The sequence below is a fragment of the Paenibacillus sp. P46E genome (assembly GCF_001909095.1).
Lineage (GTDB): Bacteria > Bacillota > Bacilli > Paenibacillales > Paenibacillaceae > Paenibacillus_AQ > Paenibacillus_AQ helianthi.
In genome coordinates, this window is the sequence record NZ_LVYZ01000053.1 from 52,730 (window position 1) to 67,185 (window position 14,456).

Consider the following 14,456-nt stretch of genomic DNA (forward strand, 5'->3'; position numbering starts at 1 on the left):
ATTCTTAACAGACGAACATCAAGCCTGCCGCTGAAGAATTGGGACTAACTGAGCTCCATCCCTTTGGTCTCTTTGCCGAGGAACAGTACCGCTAACGCACCGATGATAATGGTCCCGAAAAAGATCATGAATATCGATCCAATGCCTACTTCATTGCCAACCATAACTCCCACCAGCGTCGGTGCGATGATCCCGCCGATCCGGCCAAAGGAAGTCGCAAGTCCTGCCCCGGTTGAGCGGATGGCTGTCGGGTACAGCTCCGGTGTGTATGCGTACATCCCGCCCCATGCACCCAGATTGAAGAACGACAGGCAGATCCCTGCAGCCATCAGCATGCCCTCGGTATTTGAATTCCCGAACCACGCAGCACTGACCGCTGTGAGCAGAAGATAAATCACAAGCACAAACTTGCGGCCGAATTTCTCGATGAAATAAGCTGCTGTGAAATATCCTGGCAGCTGTGCCAGCGTCATAATTAGTACATACTCAAAGCTTCTCACCAGACTGAAGCCTTTGATTACCATGACGGTAGGCAGCCATAGAAACATGCCGTAATAGGAAAAAACAACCGTGAACCACAAAATCCAAAGCATGATCGTCGAACGCCGGTATTCCCCGGACCAGACGGTGGCAATGCGGCTCCGCAAGGGTACAGGAGCTTTCTTTTGGATCTCCGCAAACCGTGGAGAGTCATCAATCGCCCGACGCAAGTACAGCGCATACAGGGCAGGTACGGCACCAATAGCAAAAGCCACTCTCCAACCGTAATCTGGAATCACGAAATAAGCGATTAACGCCGAAACGATCCAGCCGACCGCCCAGAAGCTCTCCAGCAGGACCACCGCCCGGCCTCTTTCCTTCGCTGGCATACTTTCCGAGACCAGAGTTGAGGCTACAGGCAGCTCTCCGCCAAGTCCAAAGCCGGCGATAAAGCGCAGCACACACAGCATGGCATACCCGGCGGCAAAAGCCGATAATCCGCTCGCCAGTGAGAAAATAAGAAGTGTCCACAGCAGTACTGATTTACGTCCGAAACGGTCAGCCAGAATACCTGCAGCCGCCGCTCCTACTGCCATACCTATAGAATTGATGCTCGTCAAATATCCGATTTTTTCTGGACCAAGGCCCCATTCCTTGGCAAGCGCCGCCACCACAAAAGAAATCATCCCCACATCCATCGCATCAAACATCCAGCTAAGGCCCGCACTGAACAGCAGTTTCCTTTGCTTCGGATTTTGCAGCAGCGACATATTATTTAGCATTGTGCACCTCTTCCCTAACACCGACTAATCAGCCTGGTATTTATTGCTTGTTTCACTTACACATTCTAAGATTGGAGGGTTCAAAAATCAAGGAATAGCGCTGCGTTACAGTATTGTCGGGCCAATGCCTGGAAATAGCAGGTCTGTACAGAGATGGCGGCAATCATTAACATATTCCGTACGGCATGCCGCTGAGACCTTGTTAAATGGTTCAAACGCTGCATCATATGATCGAGCGATACCTTAAGCACCCTGTCCGCCTTAGAGGAGTACTCCTGCTGCGAGTTACGGTCGGCGATTCCCTGGATAGGCATCACAGGACTGCTCTTAATTTCCTCAAACAACTCCGCATAAGCGTGATATAGCTGTGCGGGTTCGACCAGATCATCATCGTCCCGCTCCGGGGCCAGAAAGAGCATCCGGAACAGCTGGCGGATACTCTCGAAATCAAGCGCTGCTTTCAGGTCATCGATCATTAATAGAAGCGCTGCCTGATTAACGGAGTATTTTTTGCCCTCCCTGGGCGAGCCCAGATATTCTTTGAAATCGCGTTTCACCCAATTCTGCATAGAAGTGGCAGAGAGTGTAGAATACTCTATCAGGTGGCCCAGTGTGGCGATTTCTCCAAGGGACAGCCCCTTTACGTTTCCGCCTTTGATCAGCTTTTGCAGAATGGGAGGAATCTCCGTCGATAGAAAAGCCGGAAGCGAAGCCCCCTTTTCTACCTCTTCATGATGAAATTTTGACCAGGCAGCCTGCAAAATATGCAATGGCTTCCGTTCCACAGCTCCGTTCAGAGACAGCAGCAGTTCGGACATCTCAATTCGGCTGAGTGTAAAAGCTTCCATATATGGCACCCCTTCGCCATTTGATTTTCTGTTGAAAAGTTCGTACAATGAGTTCATATGAACTCATAATATGAGTATAACCTATTTTAACGACGAGAGGGATGGTAAAGATTATATGGGTATAGGACTTAGTTTGACGCTTGTGGCAATTTTGATCATTTTAACCGCATTTTTTGTAGCGACGGAATTTGCACTAGTACGGCTGAGAGGCAGCCAGATTAGCCAGATGGTGCTGGAGGGCAAGAAGAATGCCCTGGCGGTACAACGGGTTGCAGCTAACCTGGACGGCTATTTATCGGCTTGCCAGCTGGGGATCACAATTACGGCACTGGGAATCGGGGCTTTGGCTGAACCTGCATTTGAGCAGCTTCTGATTCCATTGTTCGATCTTGGCAATATCAGCCACAGTGTGAGTGAGCCCATTGCTTTTGCACTGGCATTCATTATTGCCACATTCCTGCATGTCGTAGTCGGTGAGCTTGCCCCGAAGACGGCCGCTATCAATATTCCGGAGAAAATCGGTCAAATTACCTCACCGCTGATTATTTGGTTCTACAAAGTTTTGTACCCGCTGATTTGGCTGATGAACGGTTCCGCCAACCTGCTTGTCCGCATGTTCGGGATGAAGCCGGCAAGCGAGCATGGAGATGCGCATAGTGAAGATGAGATTCGTCTGATTCTCTCCGAGAGCTATGAGAGCGGTAAAATCAACAAAGCTGAATATGGCTATGTAAACCGGATCTTCACCTTCGATGAAATGCTGGCCAAAGAGATCATGGTGCCTCGGACAGACATGGTTTGCCTGTTCACCGACCATTCCCTGAAAGAGAACTTAGAAATCATCCGTAAGGAGCAATACACCCGTTTTCCGGTGGCTGACGGAAGTAAAGACAATATCATCGGAATGATCAATACCAAACAGCTTTATTTACAATACGACAACAATCCGGAATTCGATTTTAAAAGCCTGATTTTACCGCTTCTAACCGTGTCTGAAGTTACTCCAGTGAAAACCCTGCTGACCCGTATGCAAAAAGAGCGTGTGCATATCGCCCTGCTGCTTGATGAATACGGCGGAACCTCAGGCCTGATAACCATCGAAGATATTCTCGAAGAAATCGTCGGTGAGATCCGCGATGAATTCGACGGTGACGAACGCCGCAATATCGAGAAGCTGAGTGAATTCCATTATTTATTCGACGGCAATGTCTCTGTCCTGGAAATCAAGGAACTGACAGGTCTTGATCTGCATGACGATGAGGTAACCACGATCGGAGGATGGCTCTACAGTCATCTGGAGGAACCAGCAGTCGGTAAAAGCGTGACCCATGAAGATGTCAAGCTTACCGTCCTTGAAATGAACCGGCACCGGATTCGTAAGGTTGAAATTGAAATCTCACAGCCTGGATTGGATAATCAGTATGTATAGCCGGAATAATTAAACACATTAAATATAGCAAAAGGCGCTCCGGTTTGGAGCGCCTTTTCGTTTGAAGAACAGCCAATGGATCAGAGGTATCAGAAGTGTTCTGTTATATATTTAACGCCATTAATCTTTTATATTACTTAATTCCATTAATTATTCTGTGGCTTCTCTTAACATCGGCATATCATCAGTATATTCCCGTCCGGGTCCTTGAAATTGAACCAGTGATCATGCTCAATGTCAGTCAGCAGCTCCGCTCCGGATTCCTTGACAAAATCATATGCCGCATCAATATCCTCAGTGTTCAGGTGGAAAGAAGGAACCTTCAGTACGGCTTCGGTTGTGAAAATCCTGCTGTCCAGCACAATACCGGGTCCTTGCATTGGAACCACGTACAAATGATTGAACAGCACCTCACCGTCAAGGGGAAGCCCCAGTAAACTGCAATACCAGTTTTTCGACCGTTCAATATCACTTACCGGAATGAAAACAGCACCAATCTGATTCAGAATCGGACTTGTCACAGCCAGTATGCCTCCTCTATATAACTTCTAATATAATTGGACCTCTTAACCATTTCGATAAAATATGTCAATTCCCTCCCCCTTTAGAGGACGGATATGAAGATATGGTATAATCTTGTCAAATTATCTTCAGACGTCAGGAGAATTTCAATTGACCATCGTCCTTTTTAGACATCAAAAGCTGACACCACCTAAAATTTTATCCTTGGGTTTCTTACTGCTGATCGCAGCCGGAACGATCCTTCTATGCCTCCCGGCGGCTTCCACCGGAGAGAGAATTTCTATAATTGATGCTTTGTTCATGGCGACCTCAGCAACCTGTGTAACAGGTCTTGCCGTTATCGATACCGGAACGGAGCTTACCGTATTTGGGCAAATCGTGCTGCTGGTATTATTTCAGTTCGGCGGACTGGGTTTCGTTACTATGGCTACGCTCATTACCCTTGTGCTCAACAAGCGGATCTCGCTGAAAGAACGGCTGCTGCTGCAGGAATCGATGAACCAGAATTCAATCCAGGGTATTGTCCGGCTGATACAGAGGGTACTCGTATATTCACTTGTCATTCAACTTTGCGGTGCCATTCTTTTTGCCGCCAGATTTACGCAGGATATGAATTTCGGCAAAGCGATATATTATGGATTATTTCATAGCATTTCGATCTTCAACAATGCGGGTTTTGATCTTTTCGGCGATGTACACGGACCCTTCAGTGGCCTCACACGTTATGCTGAAGATCCGGTTGTGAACATTACCTCCATGCTATTGATTTTCTTGGGTGGAGTTGGCTTTATCGTCCTGTCCGATCTGGTTGATTATCCAAAGCGTAGACGGTTGACCCTACATTCCAAAGTCGTCCTTTCGGCTTCAGCCGTTTTAATTCTGGGCGGGGCAATAGTCTTTTTCTGGCTAGAGTTGAACAACACCCTGGGGCCGCTGCATCCTGGAGGCAAAATAATGGCCTCTTTCCTTCAGGCAATTACCCCGCGCTCTGGCGGTGTTACAACCATCGAGATTCCGCTTCTGCGGGAATCCACCCAGTTCCTTATGATCCTTCTAATGTTCATTGGTGCAGCTCCAGGTTCTACAGGCGGGGGGATTAAGATCACTACCTTCGCTATCCTCGTCAGTACAGTTCATGCCAAGATCCGGGGCAAGGAAGACATTGTCATGTTCCGCCACCGCATCTCCAAAGAAAATGTATATCGGGCAATTACGCTGTCTCTGCTCTCGCTCATTCTCGTTGTTGCTGCAACGATGCTGTTGTCGGTCACCGAAAGCGCTGATTTCTTGACTGTGCTCTTTGAGGCTGTCTCCGCATTTGGCACCTCTGGCATCACCATGGGGCTTACACCTGATCTTACAACGATAGGCAAACTACTGGTAATTATTCTGATGTTCGTTGGCCGGACAGGCCCGTTGACGCTGGCTTATGCCCTCAAGCCGAAGAACAGCAAAGAGCTCTACCGCTATCCCGAAGGCAATATCACGATTGGCTGATACAAGCAGAAACGGCTTTCTCCACTTTATTATTCTCAACAAAAATGCGACCCTTTCCGGCATCATTCATGCCATTAAGGGTCGCATTTATCATTTACTCTTCCTCAGCCTCTTCCGGAACCTCCTGGGTATCCAGTGCCGCATCCAGCAGCAAATTGTAGACATCGTCATCATTTTCAAGCAGCGCATCGGTTTCCAGGAACTGCTCCTCACTTCCCGGCTCACCGGCAAAGCTCAGACTGTAATCCCATTCCGTGCCGCGTTTGCTGAAAAATGTGATCTCATAAGGGGAACTGTGATTTTCAAGTGTAAAGACCGTTCTCCCTACGAAGCTCCGATCCTCTTCGCGTTTCATTTCTGCTTTTATAATATCCACGTTCATGTCTTATCTTCCCTTCATCATATCCTAACTTTCCTTTAGTATATCATGAGATGAGAGCTTTTCCCTACCTAATGTAAGCCAATTGACTTTTTTCATCCGGCGGTTAATAATTTAATACTAAAGACTAAATCAATCGATAATGGAGGGAATTGCAATGACCCCACTGGAAACTCAGCTCAGTAAATATGCGGATTTGGCGGTTCAAATTGGTGTTAATGTTCAACCCGGACAAATCCTCGTCGTGAGTGCGCCAATCTCGGCCGCAGAATTCGTTCGTATGATTACAGCCAAGGCATATGCCATCGGTGCAAGCCAGGTCAAAGTCAACTGGAGTGATGAGTTCATCACCCGCCAGCAATTCGAGCATGCCGCACCGGAAGTGTTCACGAAGGCACCTACATGGTTCGCAGGAGAAATGACCGAGTTCGCTGAGAATGGAGCAGCTTTTCTTCATGTTATCGCAGAGGACCCCGACGCCCTCAAAGGCATTGATCCGGAACGGATTGCAAACTTCCAGAAAACCCGCGGAGCGGCACTGACCAAATACCGTGAAATGCAAATGTCCGATAAAGTCAGCTGGAGCATTGTTGCCATCCCGTCGCAGCCATGGGCAGATAAAGTATTCCCTGAAGTTCCGGCAGAAGAACGCATCAGCAAGCTTTGGGACGCGATTTTCCACACTGTGCGCCTGGACCGTGAAGATCCGGTAGCGGCCTGGCAGGAGCATTTGGATACACTTGAACAAAAAGCCAATGTCTTGAACGCCAAAAAATACAAAAGTCTTCATTACATAGCACCCGGCACAGACCTTAGCATCGAGCTGCCTGAAGGCCATCTGTGGGCTCAAGGAGACAGCATCAATGCCAAAGGTCATTCTTTTGTCGCCAATATGCCAACTGAAGAAGTATTCACAGCCCCACTCAAAACCGGTGTTAACGGAACCGTAAGAAGCACCAAACCGCTTAGCTACGGCGGGAACATCATCGATAACTTCACTATTACTTTTGAGCAAGGCCGGATCGTTACTGTAAAAGCTGAAAAAGGCCAGGAAGCACTCGAATATCTCATCGGTCTGGATGAAGGAGCAAAATATCTCGGCGAAGTTGCCCTGGTCCCTCATAAATCTCCAATATCCGAATCCAATATCCTGTATTTCAATACGTTGTTCGATGAGAATGCCTCTAACCATCTGGCCATCGGTACAGCTTATGCCTTCTGTCTTGAAGGGGGTAAGGACATGAATCAGGAACAATTGATAGAACGCGGTTTGAATACAAGTGTTACCCATGTCGATTTTATGATCGGTTCACCTGAGATGGACATTTATGGCATTACTGCTGATGGCACCAAGGAACCTGTATTCCTGAAGGGTAACTGGGCGTTCTAACTGAAACGGAACAGAGAGATCGAGAGGAGCTTTAACTATGCTGAGTTTCAAGCAAAAGCTGGAGAATTACGCACTATTGACTGTAAAAATCGGAATTAACATTCAACCGGGGCAGACCCTTGTGGTCAACGCTGACATTGCTTCTGCTGAACTGGTGCGCCTGGTTGTGCGTCAAGCCTATGAAGCCGGGGCAAAGCTGGTCAAAGTGAATTATACGGATGAGCTTGTCACCCGGACAAGGTATGAGCTAGCCCCTTCCGAAAGCTTCCTCGAACCACCAAAATGGCAAGCAGATGAGCTGGAGGATCTGGCACGCGGCGGAGCGGCTTTCCTGTCGATCGTTTCGACGAATCCAGATTTGCTGAACGGCATAGATCCCGTCCGTATTGCAGACAATCAGCGTACAGCAGGTCAAGCCATGGTTCCTTACCGTGAACTGTTGATGGGTAACCATGTCAGCTGGAGCCTGGTAGCTTACCCTTCCCCAGTATGGGCAGCCAAAGTTTTCCCGGACGCTCCGCCAGAGCAGCAGGTAGAACTGTTGTGGGATGCTATCTTCAAAGCAGTCAGAGCAGACCAGGAAAATCCGGTTGAAGCCTGGAGCCTCCACCTGGGGGGCCTGAAGCAGCGCTGTGATGTTCTTAATGCGAAGAGATACCGCAAGCTGCACTACACCGCCCCGGGCACGGATCTGACGCTTGAATTGCCTGAAGGCCATATCTGGTGCCAGGCTGGGGCTGTCAACGGCCGAGGGGTTCCTTTTCTCGCTAATATTCCTACAGAAGAAGTATTTACGGCTCCGCTTAAGACAGGGGCGAACGGCAAAGTCAGTAGCACCAAACCGCTGAGCTACAGCGGTAAGATCATCGACCGGTTCACCCTCACACTTGAAAATGGGAAAGTTACAGACTTTACAGCCGAGCAAGGCCAGGAAGCTCTGGCGTCGTTGCTGGCGATGGATGAAGGCTCCGCTTATTTTGGCGAAGTGGCCCTGGTACCATACCACTCTCCTATCTCGGAAAGCGGTATTCTGTATTACACTACGCTCTACGATGAGAATGCTTCCTGTCACCTGGCTATAGGTGCAGCTTATGCTTTTACCCTGGAGCAAGGGACTACTATGAGCAAAGAAGAGCTGGCAGAGCACGGGATGAATCAGAGCCTGACACATGTAGATTTCATGATGGGATCTGCAGAGATGAATATCGATGGAATCACGGATGATGGTATTGCTGAACCTATCTTCCGCAACGGAAACTGGGCTTAATCCAACTTCGTCGACGGCTTGACATTTCCATCCCTAACACAAAACACCCTGGAGTTTCTCTTATAAAAGAGGGCTCAAGGGTGTTTTTTTGCCTAACGAGCTAGGTTTAATGATATAAACAGTCCATTTTTGAAGTTTTGTTCAAAATATATTCACAATATTGTTGAATTTAATTCACAATTATGTCACAATACAGTTAAGGATTCTATTTCCAAGGAGGTTGTCCCGATGAAAGAATCACTCTCCCATGACCTGGAAACGGCTGAAGTTGAACGCACTGATGTCAAAGCTCCCATCGACTCAAGTATCGTTGCTTCCAATGCCATCAAGTACACGGCTTATGTCATGCTGTTTTTTGGATTCCTGTATTTTCTGATTGCTTACCTGGCCCCCATGCTGTAAGAAGCTTATTAATTATATATGCTCCATAGAAAGCGCTTACGGCTGACACCTTCCTTTTGGGGAAAGAATCAGCCTTTATTTCTATTCACCAGGACAATACTTTCCCGAGCCATTTAATAGCGCTGGGATGCCAGTCCTGTTCCATACGCGAATGCAGCCACGTCACTGCTTCTTCCCTCGTTCCTGTAAATGCCGGTATCTTATAATCCGCCATCCAGTGGCTTACCGTTTCAAATGAAGTGCTGTTCCACCCATTTTTCTCTCCAGCCGCATTATGTCGCTCCTTAACTCCTGAAATGACAATATCCAATGTGCCTTGCAGTTCCGTAACGGCATTGTCAAATGCAGTTTTCTTCTCCTTTGCCTTCATATCCGCCAGCGAACGGAGTTCGCGTGTCTCAATTCCCTGATTGTCACGGATGATCTGTAGTAAGGTTAACGCTTCCCTGCTGCACAGTCCGCTATCATAACGTTCCTCTAAGGAACGCTGGCTGCCCGCAGCCGCCACATAAGCCGGGAACCATTCACTGGAAACCAGGATTGCCTTTTTCCGAATGAACTTTCCATATGCAGCCACACCTTCACCGGGAAAACGGGCACGCCAGGACCATGGATCCAGCTCTGTATCCGTATGCCAATTCTCAGCCAGGGTCAATCCGTTCACGGAGGGATGCTCCGGAATGAGTGAGGCCAACGGCAGGATGCCCAGCTTACCAATAACCTCTTTCATTTCCTCATAAGTCGTGACTACGCCTTGTTCTTCCGTTCTGCCCACGAATATTACCTCCATAGATTCAACTTGTTGTCCTTGATTCTGATCTACTCGCCTAAGCTCATGCTGCGGATACCTGCAATGAATGTGCTAATCAGCCGGTTTAAGCTGACGTTAGTATCCAGTGGCATGCCAAATCCTCCCTTGTTCTCCAAGGCAGCAAATCCGTGCAGTAAGCTCCGCCAGCCCCGGACCGCATGCAATTCTCCCTCTGCGCCAAGCTCATAGCCGGACAACACTTCAATAATTAATGACAGCACCTGTTCGCTCGCCTTCTTCAACTCAGGATTTCCTTCCTCTGGCGCCCGCAGCGTGGTCTCATACAGTCCGGGATGCTGCCTGGCAAAGCCAATATACGCCTGTCCCATAGCGTGCACAGCTGCATCCCCCTTCAGTCCATCAGAAGCAGCAGACATTGCCTCATAGAGCAATTCAAGACCGTGTACTGCAAGCAATGAACGCAGACCCTGAAGTCCGTTAATGTGATTATACAACGACGGTGAACGTACGCCCAGCTTGGCTGCGAGCGCAGCCAAGGTCACTTCTTCTATTCCTTGCTCATCGGCAATTTCAACAGCTGCCAGTACTAAAGTACGTGTGTCCAATCCAGCTCTGGGTGACAATTCAGTTCCCTCCTTTCTTCTGCATGCTTTCGGCTTGGTGAATCGCGAACATCATTTGTTCGCCCGGTACCTTCAGCAGATTCCCGTGTCCTACAGCTAGCAGCTTCGGTGAAAGCTTAAGGAGCTTCATCGCACTTTCCAGTGCTTTGGCTTTATTCCAGGTAGCCATCGCAGGGAAAGGGAACAACGGTACAACCGTTCCCGATACAGCTGTCCTGCGAAAAGTCTGAAACGCATCTCCAACCACAAGAGCGCCGGTACGCTGATCCAGAAAAGACATCGAACCCGGCGTATGACCCGGTGTCGCAATGGCTGTTAACGAGCCTATAGCATCGCCCTCCCGCAGCAGGATATCCGGCACAGTGGTGATTTTAGCCGGAACACTGCCTTTTATTGGCGTCTGCAATTCGTCAGCCCTCAAAGATCGGTCACCCCTAAGCAAAGCGGAGTCTCTTTCAGAAATATACACAAGCGCTGCCGGAAGCCGCTTCTTCAGTTCATCCAACGCTCCAACATGATCACCATGAGCATGTGTCAATATGATGCGCTTAACCGGTTTGTTCAGCTTAACAGCTGTGTCCATAATATCCTGCACACTGAACGGCATCGCAGCATCAATTAACGTGAGTCCATCCTCTTCTTCTACCAGATAACAATTCACAGGAAAGAATCTAGGCATCCAGGTCAGCTGCAGCAAATGGCCTTCTTGAGTTAATCTCATCCGAACCCCTCCAAAACTAATGTCATTAGTTATAATATAAACTATTGTAATTAGTTTTTCAAGTGTTAATGCTCAAATATGCAGGATGACTTTTTATTCTATATTAGGGATATAAAGTCTACTTTTTCAAAACGTTATGTGGTATTATCCGCTTTATATAATACATTTGTATTAAATAAAGGAGGCATGCTGCCAGTATGAACCGATTCAAATCTGGGAAAAACAAAGCAAAAAGTTACGGAAAAAGGCTACTGCTGTTTGTTATACCTGCAATAATCCTCCTAGTGGGCTCAGGATTTTTGTATGAAGCTATAGCTTCGAATATGGCTAAAAAGCAATATCCGCCACCAGGAAAACTGGTAGAAGCCGGTGGCTTCAAACTGCACCTAAACAAACAAGGTTCCGGGGGTCCTACTATTATTCTCGAAGCGGGAAGCGGCGAGACCAGCTTATCGTGGAGGAATATCCCTGAAGAGTTGGCTAAAATCGCAACTGTGGTCAGTTATGACCGTGCTGGTTATGCCTGGAGCGAGTCATCCCCCAATGCGCGAACCGGTGCTAATATTGTCCGAGAGCTGCATGACGCGCTTATGAACGAAGGTTTACCCGGCCCGTATGTGGTGATTGGTCATTCCCTTGGCGGAATGTACGCTCGTCTCTTCACTGAGACCTATAGAGATGACGTCCTGGGTCTCGTACTGGTGGATGCCAGGCCGGAGAATGATGAACGGGAGACAGCATCTATTCTAAAAGCAGAGTATTTTGCCGGGAATCCATCCGCTGCCATGCTCACCGTATTGAAGCGTTCTGGTGTTATGCGGTTGTTCCAGAACAGCCTGTTGGCAGGTATGGTTGCGAAGGAAGATCGGGGTGAGTTCATTAATGTCATATCTACACCAAGCTATTTTGCTGCCAAAGAGCAAGAAGGCGCCTTGGCAGGTTCAACCGAGGATGCTATCCGCGGGCAAACCTTCGGCGCTCTTCCGGTGCGTATCATTGCCCGGGGTCTTCCGCAGGACTATGCTTCATTTGGATTTTCCGAAGCAGGCGGTAAGCAGCTTGAAGCGATCTGGCAAGCCGGACAGCGCAGCATGCTGAACCTCTCCACAGACAGTGAACTCATCATTGCTAAACAAAGCGGCCATATGATTATTCATGATCAGCCGGAGCTAGTCATCGAGACGATACGCAGCCTGCTCTCTTTGTATTCATAGCATTGTACCAAAATAAAATTCCAGCTTCTCCCGGGAGACTCTATCCTCTCCCCGCCAGTTGGCAACAGAGATAAAATCACCATATCCGCCGCGCCCCTGCCGGGGCTCTTCCTGCGGCACCAATATTCCCGCAAAACCCCAAATCTCCATAAGCACATCACGTTCCTGCTTACTTGACGGGAACAGGTCTTTCCAGCGCGTCTCCAGTTTACGTGCCGTATCGCCTGGATCACACTCTTCCACTACCTCTATCAGGCGTCTGAGGATACCCAAATCTTCTCTACTAATACTGTGTTCTTCTTCTCGACTTAACAGTTCCAGATCCATCCAACAATACAAAAGCTGGTTAAGACGGACCCCGCCCCATTTCACCCTTTCAAAGTTAAGCACATTCAGGTCTGCATTTACATAGTTCTTGTCGGACATGATTTTACCCGCGTTACAATCTCCACAGCAACTATAACTGGCTCTCTCCAATGGGCGCTGTTCATAGGTATGAAGTTCCATCCCAGATGTTAGCGCCCAGCTGGACAACGCACTCCGTAAATGAACTTTCCGCGTAGACAGGCTATGTACAAAAGCTGCTGCTACCCGTTCTTTGGTGACGGTGCTATGATGAAGCTCTCGAATCCGCCTCACACATTCGTCATGTGTGATCGTAACCGGATCAAACATCAGTCCATGGCTTTTGGCATATTCAAAATCTTCACCAGTGTATACAGCTGGAGCACTCTTCCAGCCAGCCGAAGACCAAAAGGTTGTCTGTAGAACTTTCTTGGCTCTTTTGTCCATATTCATGCATCCCTCCATCTGATTTATACGATTCAAGAAAGCATTATGCATTGGATTCAGTCCAGGGGTTTATCAGCATTTTGGGTTGATCTACTCATCATCGCTCTCTGTATCCAGTTGATGCCAAAGAAAAATATCACACCCCCAGCCAATGCGCTTGCCACATTTTTGAACAAATCTGTCGTTCCGCTTTCCAGCAGATCATAGCTGATCATCAGGACCGTCCAGACGGTTGCCCCTATGGCACCGCTCAGCAGATTTGCTTTCTTGAACTTCTGCTTCTCTCCGGCTCTGCCCGAAAGTAGGTAGAGACCACTACGAATCCCCTTAACCGTAATATAGAGGCAGGCTGCCATCAGAATAAGAAATACATCCAACCAGTACTTTATATCCCACTGCAGAATAAATACCTTTACCATTATGCTGATCAACAGCCCCACAAGCACAATCAGAAAGCCGTGTGAATTCAGCTTTTGATTCTCGGCTGTAAGACGTTCATCTTTGTAACCACTATTCTTCATGCTTCTTCCTCCCAGAAAATATCATTTAAGGTTCGCCCCAATACCTTGCAGATGGCAATACATAGCCGGATGGACGGATTATATTTGCCGGCCTCAATCAGCCCGATTGTCTGTCTCGTGACCCCTACCGCTTCCGCAAGCTGCTCCTGGGACAGATCCTTCTGAATCCGCGCCAGCTTCAGCTTCATATTCTTCTGCTCGCCCACCTGTCCCCCTCCTGAATCATTATAGAATGGTAATATTGTAATCTATAAACGTCATCATGTACATTATATATTGCATCATGCATGTTATTATACAAAAAGACATCCCGCAGGATGCCCGAAAAGAAGTACTGGAATGATGACGATGCTATAGGCACGAAAGTATAATCCTAGCGTTTCCAGATATCTTTACATGGATTGGTCTTCCATATCGTGCCGATTCCCCACTCCCACGCTGCAGCTGGAAATTCTGCACCAATATGGAGACGGGAACCAGAACCGCTATGTTTTGTGTGTTCTGTGGGTCCTTGTAAGTATCAATGGGCTGTTGGAAAAGAAAGATAAACTGTACATTGTTTCGAGGGAACTAATCGCCAAGATGGTAGCTCTGGTCGCTGTTGTCGCTCTTGGCGTACCCTGTGGATAGGCTCCCTTTAGATTGAACGTATCCGGGTAAAAGTCATTGTATATATTGACCTTAATATAATTAATGTTATAATGAACATTATTAATAATAATACGAAAGGATGGTTCAGTTTGGAGATAGATAAAATACCTGTATGGATACTTGCCCTAGAGCAAGAAGATGCTGTGTTTCTTAAAAATTTTGTTGT

The 14,456-nt window shown here is 47.9% G+C and carries 16 protein-coding genes; 6 read left to right on the forward strand and 10 right to left on the reverse strand.

Annotated features, from left to right (window positions below):
* Positions 1 to 44: 44 nt before the first annotated feature.
* Positions 45 to 1,262 (reverse strand): MFS transporter, encoded by a 1,218-nt coding sequence (locus tag A3849_RS20175; RefSeq protein ID WP_074084448.1) that lies wholly within the window; start codon positions 1,260 to 1,262, stop codon positions 45 to 47.
* 80 nt (positions 1,263 to 1,342) lie between these two features.
* Entirely contained in the window at positions 1,343 to 2,110 is a 768-nt protein-coding gene (locus A3849_RS20180) for a DUF1836 domain-containing protein (RefSeq protein ID WP_074113027.1), read from the reverse strand.
* A 115-nt stretch (positions 2,111 to 2,225) separates the two neighbouring features.
* On the opposite strand from A3849_RS20180, the gene A3849_RS20185 reads away from it, so the two are divergent.
* On the forward strand, positions 2,226 to 3,539 hold the full coding sequence (locus A3849_RS20185) for a hemolysin family protein (protein WP_074113028.1): 1,314 nt from the start codon (positions 2,226 to 2,228) through the stop codon (positions 3,537 to 3,539).
* Positions 3,540 to 3,706: 167 nt separating this feature from the next.
* On the opposite strand, the gene A3849_RS20190 is transcribed toward A3849_RS20185, so the two are convergent.
* Positions 3,707 to 4,060, reverse strand: a complete 354-nt coding sequence (locus tag A3849_RS20190; RefSeq protein ID WP_074113029.1) for a VOC family protein — start codon at positions 4,058 to 4,060, stop codon at positions 3,707 to 3,709.
* 151 nt (positions 4,061 to 4,211) lie between these two features.
* On the opposite strand from A3849_RS20190, the gene A3849_RS20195 reads away from it, so the two are divergent.
* Positions 4,212 to 5,558 carry a TrkH family potassium uptake protein gene (locus A3849_RS20195; protein ID WP_074113030.1) on the forward strand — a complete coding sequence of 449 codons (1,347 nt, stop codon included), beginning with the start codon at positions 4,212 to 4,214 and terminating at the stop codon, positions 5,556 to 5,558.
* A gap of 94 nt (positions 5,559 to 5,652) precedes the next feature.
* Here A3849_RS20195 and A3849_RS20200 read toward each other — a convergent pair whose 3' ends face one another.
* Entirely contained in the window at positions 5,653 to 5,940 is a 288-nt protein-coding gene (locus tag A3849_RS20200) for a hypothetical protein (RefSeq protein ID WP_074113031.1), read from the reverse strand.
* 154 nt (positions 5,941 to 6,094) lie between these two features.
* On the opposite strand from A3849_RS20200, the gene A3849_RS20205 reads away from it, so the two are divergent.
* The 3 genes from A3849_RS20205 (at position 6,095) to A3849_RS33010 (ending at position 8,996) form a co-directional block, all read left to right on the forward strand.
* Complete coding sequence (locus A3849_RS20205) at positions 6,095 to 7,327, forward strand: aminopeptidase (RefSeq protein ID WP_074113032.1); 1,233 nt, start codon at positions 6,095 to 6,097, stop codon at positions 7,325 to 7,327.
* A gap of 37 nt (positions 7,328 to 7,364) precedes the next feature.
* The gene (locus tag A3849_RS20210) at positions 7,365 to 8,594 is read left to right on the forward strand and encodes an aminopeptidase (protein WP_074113033.1); all 1,230 of its coding nucleotides are present in this window, start codon (positions 7,365 to 7,367) and stop codon (positions 8,592 to 8,594) included.
* A gap of 228 nt (positions 8,595 to 8,822) precedes the next feature.
* A complete protein-coding gene (locus tag A3849_RS33010) occupies positions 8,823 to 8,996 on the forward strand; it encodes a hypothetical protein (protein WP_178382754.1) in 174 nt (57 codons plus the stop codon).
* A gap of 85 nt (positions 8,997 to 9,081) precedes the next feature.
* Here A3849_RS33010 and A3849_RS20215 read toward each other — a convergent pair whose 3' ends face one another.
* The 3 genes from A3849_RS20215 to A3849_RS20225 are packed head-to-tail and all read right to left on the reverse strand — an operon-like array spanning position 9,082 to position 11,112.
* Positions 9,082 to 9,771, reverse strand: coding sequence for an AlkZ-related protein (locus A3849_RS20215; protein ID WP_143191870.1), 690 nt, complete (start codon positions 9,769 to 9,771; stop codon positions 9,082 to 9,084).
* 44 nt (positions 9,772 to 9,815) lie between these two features.
* Complete coding sequence (locus A3849_RS20220) at positions 9,816 to 10,391, reverse strand: TetR/AcrR family transcriptional regulator (protein WP_074113035.1); 576 nt, start codon at positions 10,389 to 10,391, stop codon at positions 9,816 to 9,818.
* Position 10,392: 1 nt separating this feature from the next.
* Positions 10,393 to 11,112, reverse strand: a complete 720-nt coding sequence (locus A3849_RS20225) for an MBL fold metallo-hydrolase (protein ID WP_074113036.1) — start codon at positions 11,110 to 11,112, stop codon at positions 10,393 to 10,395.
* A gap of 197 nt (positions 11,113 to 11,309) precedes the next feature.
* On the opposite strand from A3849_RS20225, the gene A3849_RS20230 reads away from it, so the two are divergent.
* Positions 11,310 to 12,326, forward strand: coding sequence for an alpha/beta fold hydrolase (locus A3849_RS20230; protein WP_074113037.1), 1,017 nt, complete (start codon positions 11,310 to 11,312; stop codon positions 12,324 to 12,326).
* Here the strand turns inward: A3849_RS20230 and A3849_RS20235 are convergent.
* The 3 genes from A3849_RS20235 to A3849_RS20245 are packed head-to-tail and all read right to left on the reverse strand — an operon-like array spanning position 12,321 to position 13,827.
* Positions 12,321 to 13,118: a hypothetical protein gene (locus A3849_RS20235; RefSeq protein ID WP_074113045.1), complete on the reverse strand. Its 798-nt coding sequence runs from the start codon at positions 13,116 to 13,118 to the stop codon at positions 12,321 to 12,323. The genes A3849_RS20230 and A3849_RS20235 overlap by 6 nt on opposite strands.
* A gap of 56 nt (positions 13,119 to 13,174) precedes the next feature.
* Positions 13,175 to 13,639, reverse strand: a complete 465-nt coding sequence (locus tag A3849_RS20240; protein ID WP_074113038.1) for a DUF6773 family protein — start codon at positions 13,637 to 13,639, stop codon at positions 13,175 to 13,177.
* Positions 13,636 to 13,827, reverse strand: coding sequence for a helix-turn-helix transcriptional regulator (locus A3849_RS20245; RefSeq protein WP_074100668.1), 192 nt, complete (start codon positions 13,825 to 13,827; stop codon positions 13,636 to 13,638). Before A3849_RS20245 ends, A3849_RS20240 begins: the two co-directional genes overlap by 4 nt.
* Positions 13,828 to 14,456: the final 629 nt, after the last annotated feature.

What these genes read in the sequence shown, in the direction of transcription:
- A3849_RS20175 (WP_074084448.1), bottom strand. Translation starts at nt 1,262, where the DNA reads ATGCTAAATAATATGTCGCTGCTGCAAAATCCGAAGCAAAGGAAACTG.
- A3849_RS20180 (WP_074113027.1), bottom strand. Translation starts at nt 2,110, where the DNA reads ATGGAAGCTTTTACACTCAGCCGAATTGAGATGTCCGAACTGCTGCTG.
- A3849_RS20185 (WP_074113028.1), top strand. Translation starts at nt 2,226, where the DNA reads ATGGGTATAGGACTTAGTTTGACGCTTGTGGCAATTTTGATCATTTTA.
- A3849_RS20200 (WP_074113031.1), bottom strand. Translation starts at nt 5,940, where the DNA reads ATGAACGTGGATATTATAAAAGCAGAAATGAAACGCGAAGAGGATCGG.
- A3849_RS20205 (WP_074113032.1), top strand. Translation starts at nt 6,095, where the DNA reads ATGACCCCACTGGAAACTCAGCTCAGTAAATATGCGGATTTGGCGGTT.
- A3849_RS20210 (WP_074113033.1), top strand. Translation starts at nt 7,365, where the DNA reads ATGCTGAGTTTCAAGCAAAAGCTGGAGAATTACGCACTATTGACTGTA.
- A3849_RS33010 (WP_178382754.1), top strand. Translation starts at nt 8,823, where the DNA reads ATGAAAGAATCACTCTCCCATGACCTGGAAACGGCTGAAGTTGAACGC.
- A3849_RS20225 (WP_074113036.1), bottom strand. Translation starts at nt 11,112, where the DNA reads ATGAGATTAACTCAAGAAGGCCATTTGCTGCAGCTGACCTGGATGCCT.
- A3849_RS20230 (WP_074113037.1), top strand. Translation starts at nt 11,310, where the DNA reads ATGAACCGATTCAAATCTGGGAAAAACAAAGCAAAAAGTTACGGAAAA.
- A3849_RS20235 (WP_074113045.1), bottom strand. Translation starts at nt 13,118, where the DNA reads ATGGACAAAAGAGCCAAGAAAGTTCTACAGACAACCTTTTGGTCTTCG.
- A3849_RS20240 (WP_074113038.1), bottom strand. Translation starts at nt 13,639, where the DNA reads ATGAAGAATAGTGGTTACAAAGATGAACGTCTTACAGCCGAGAATCAA.
- A3849_RS20245 (WP_074100668.1), bottom strand. Translation starts at nt 13,827, where the DNA reads ATGAAGCTGAAGCTGGCGCGGATTCAGAAGGATCTGTCCCAGGAGCAG.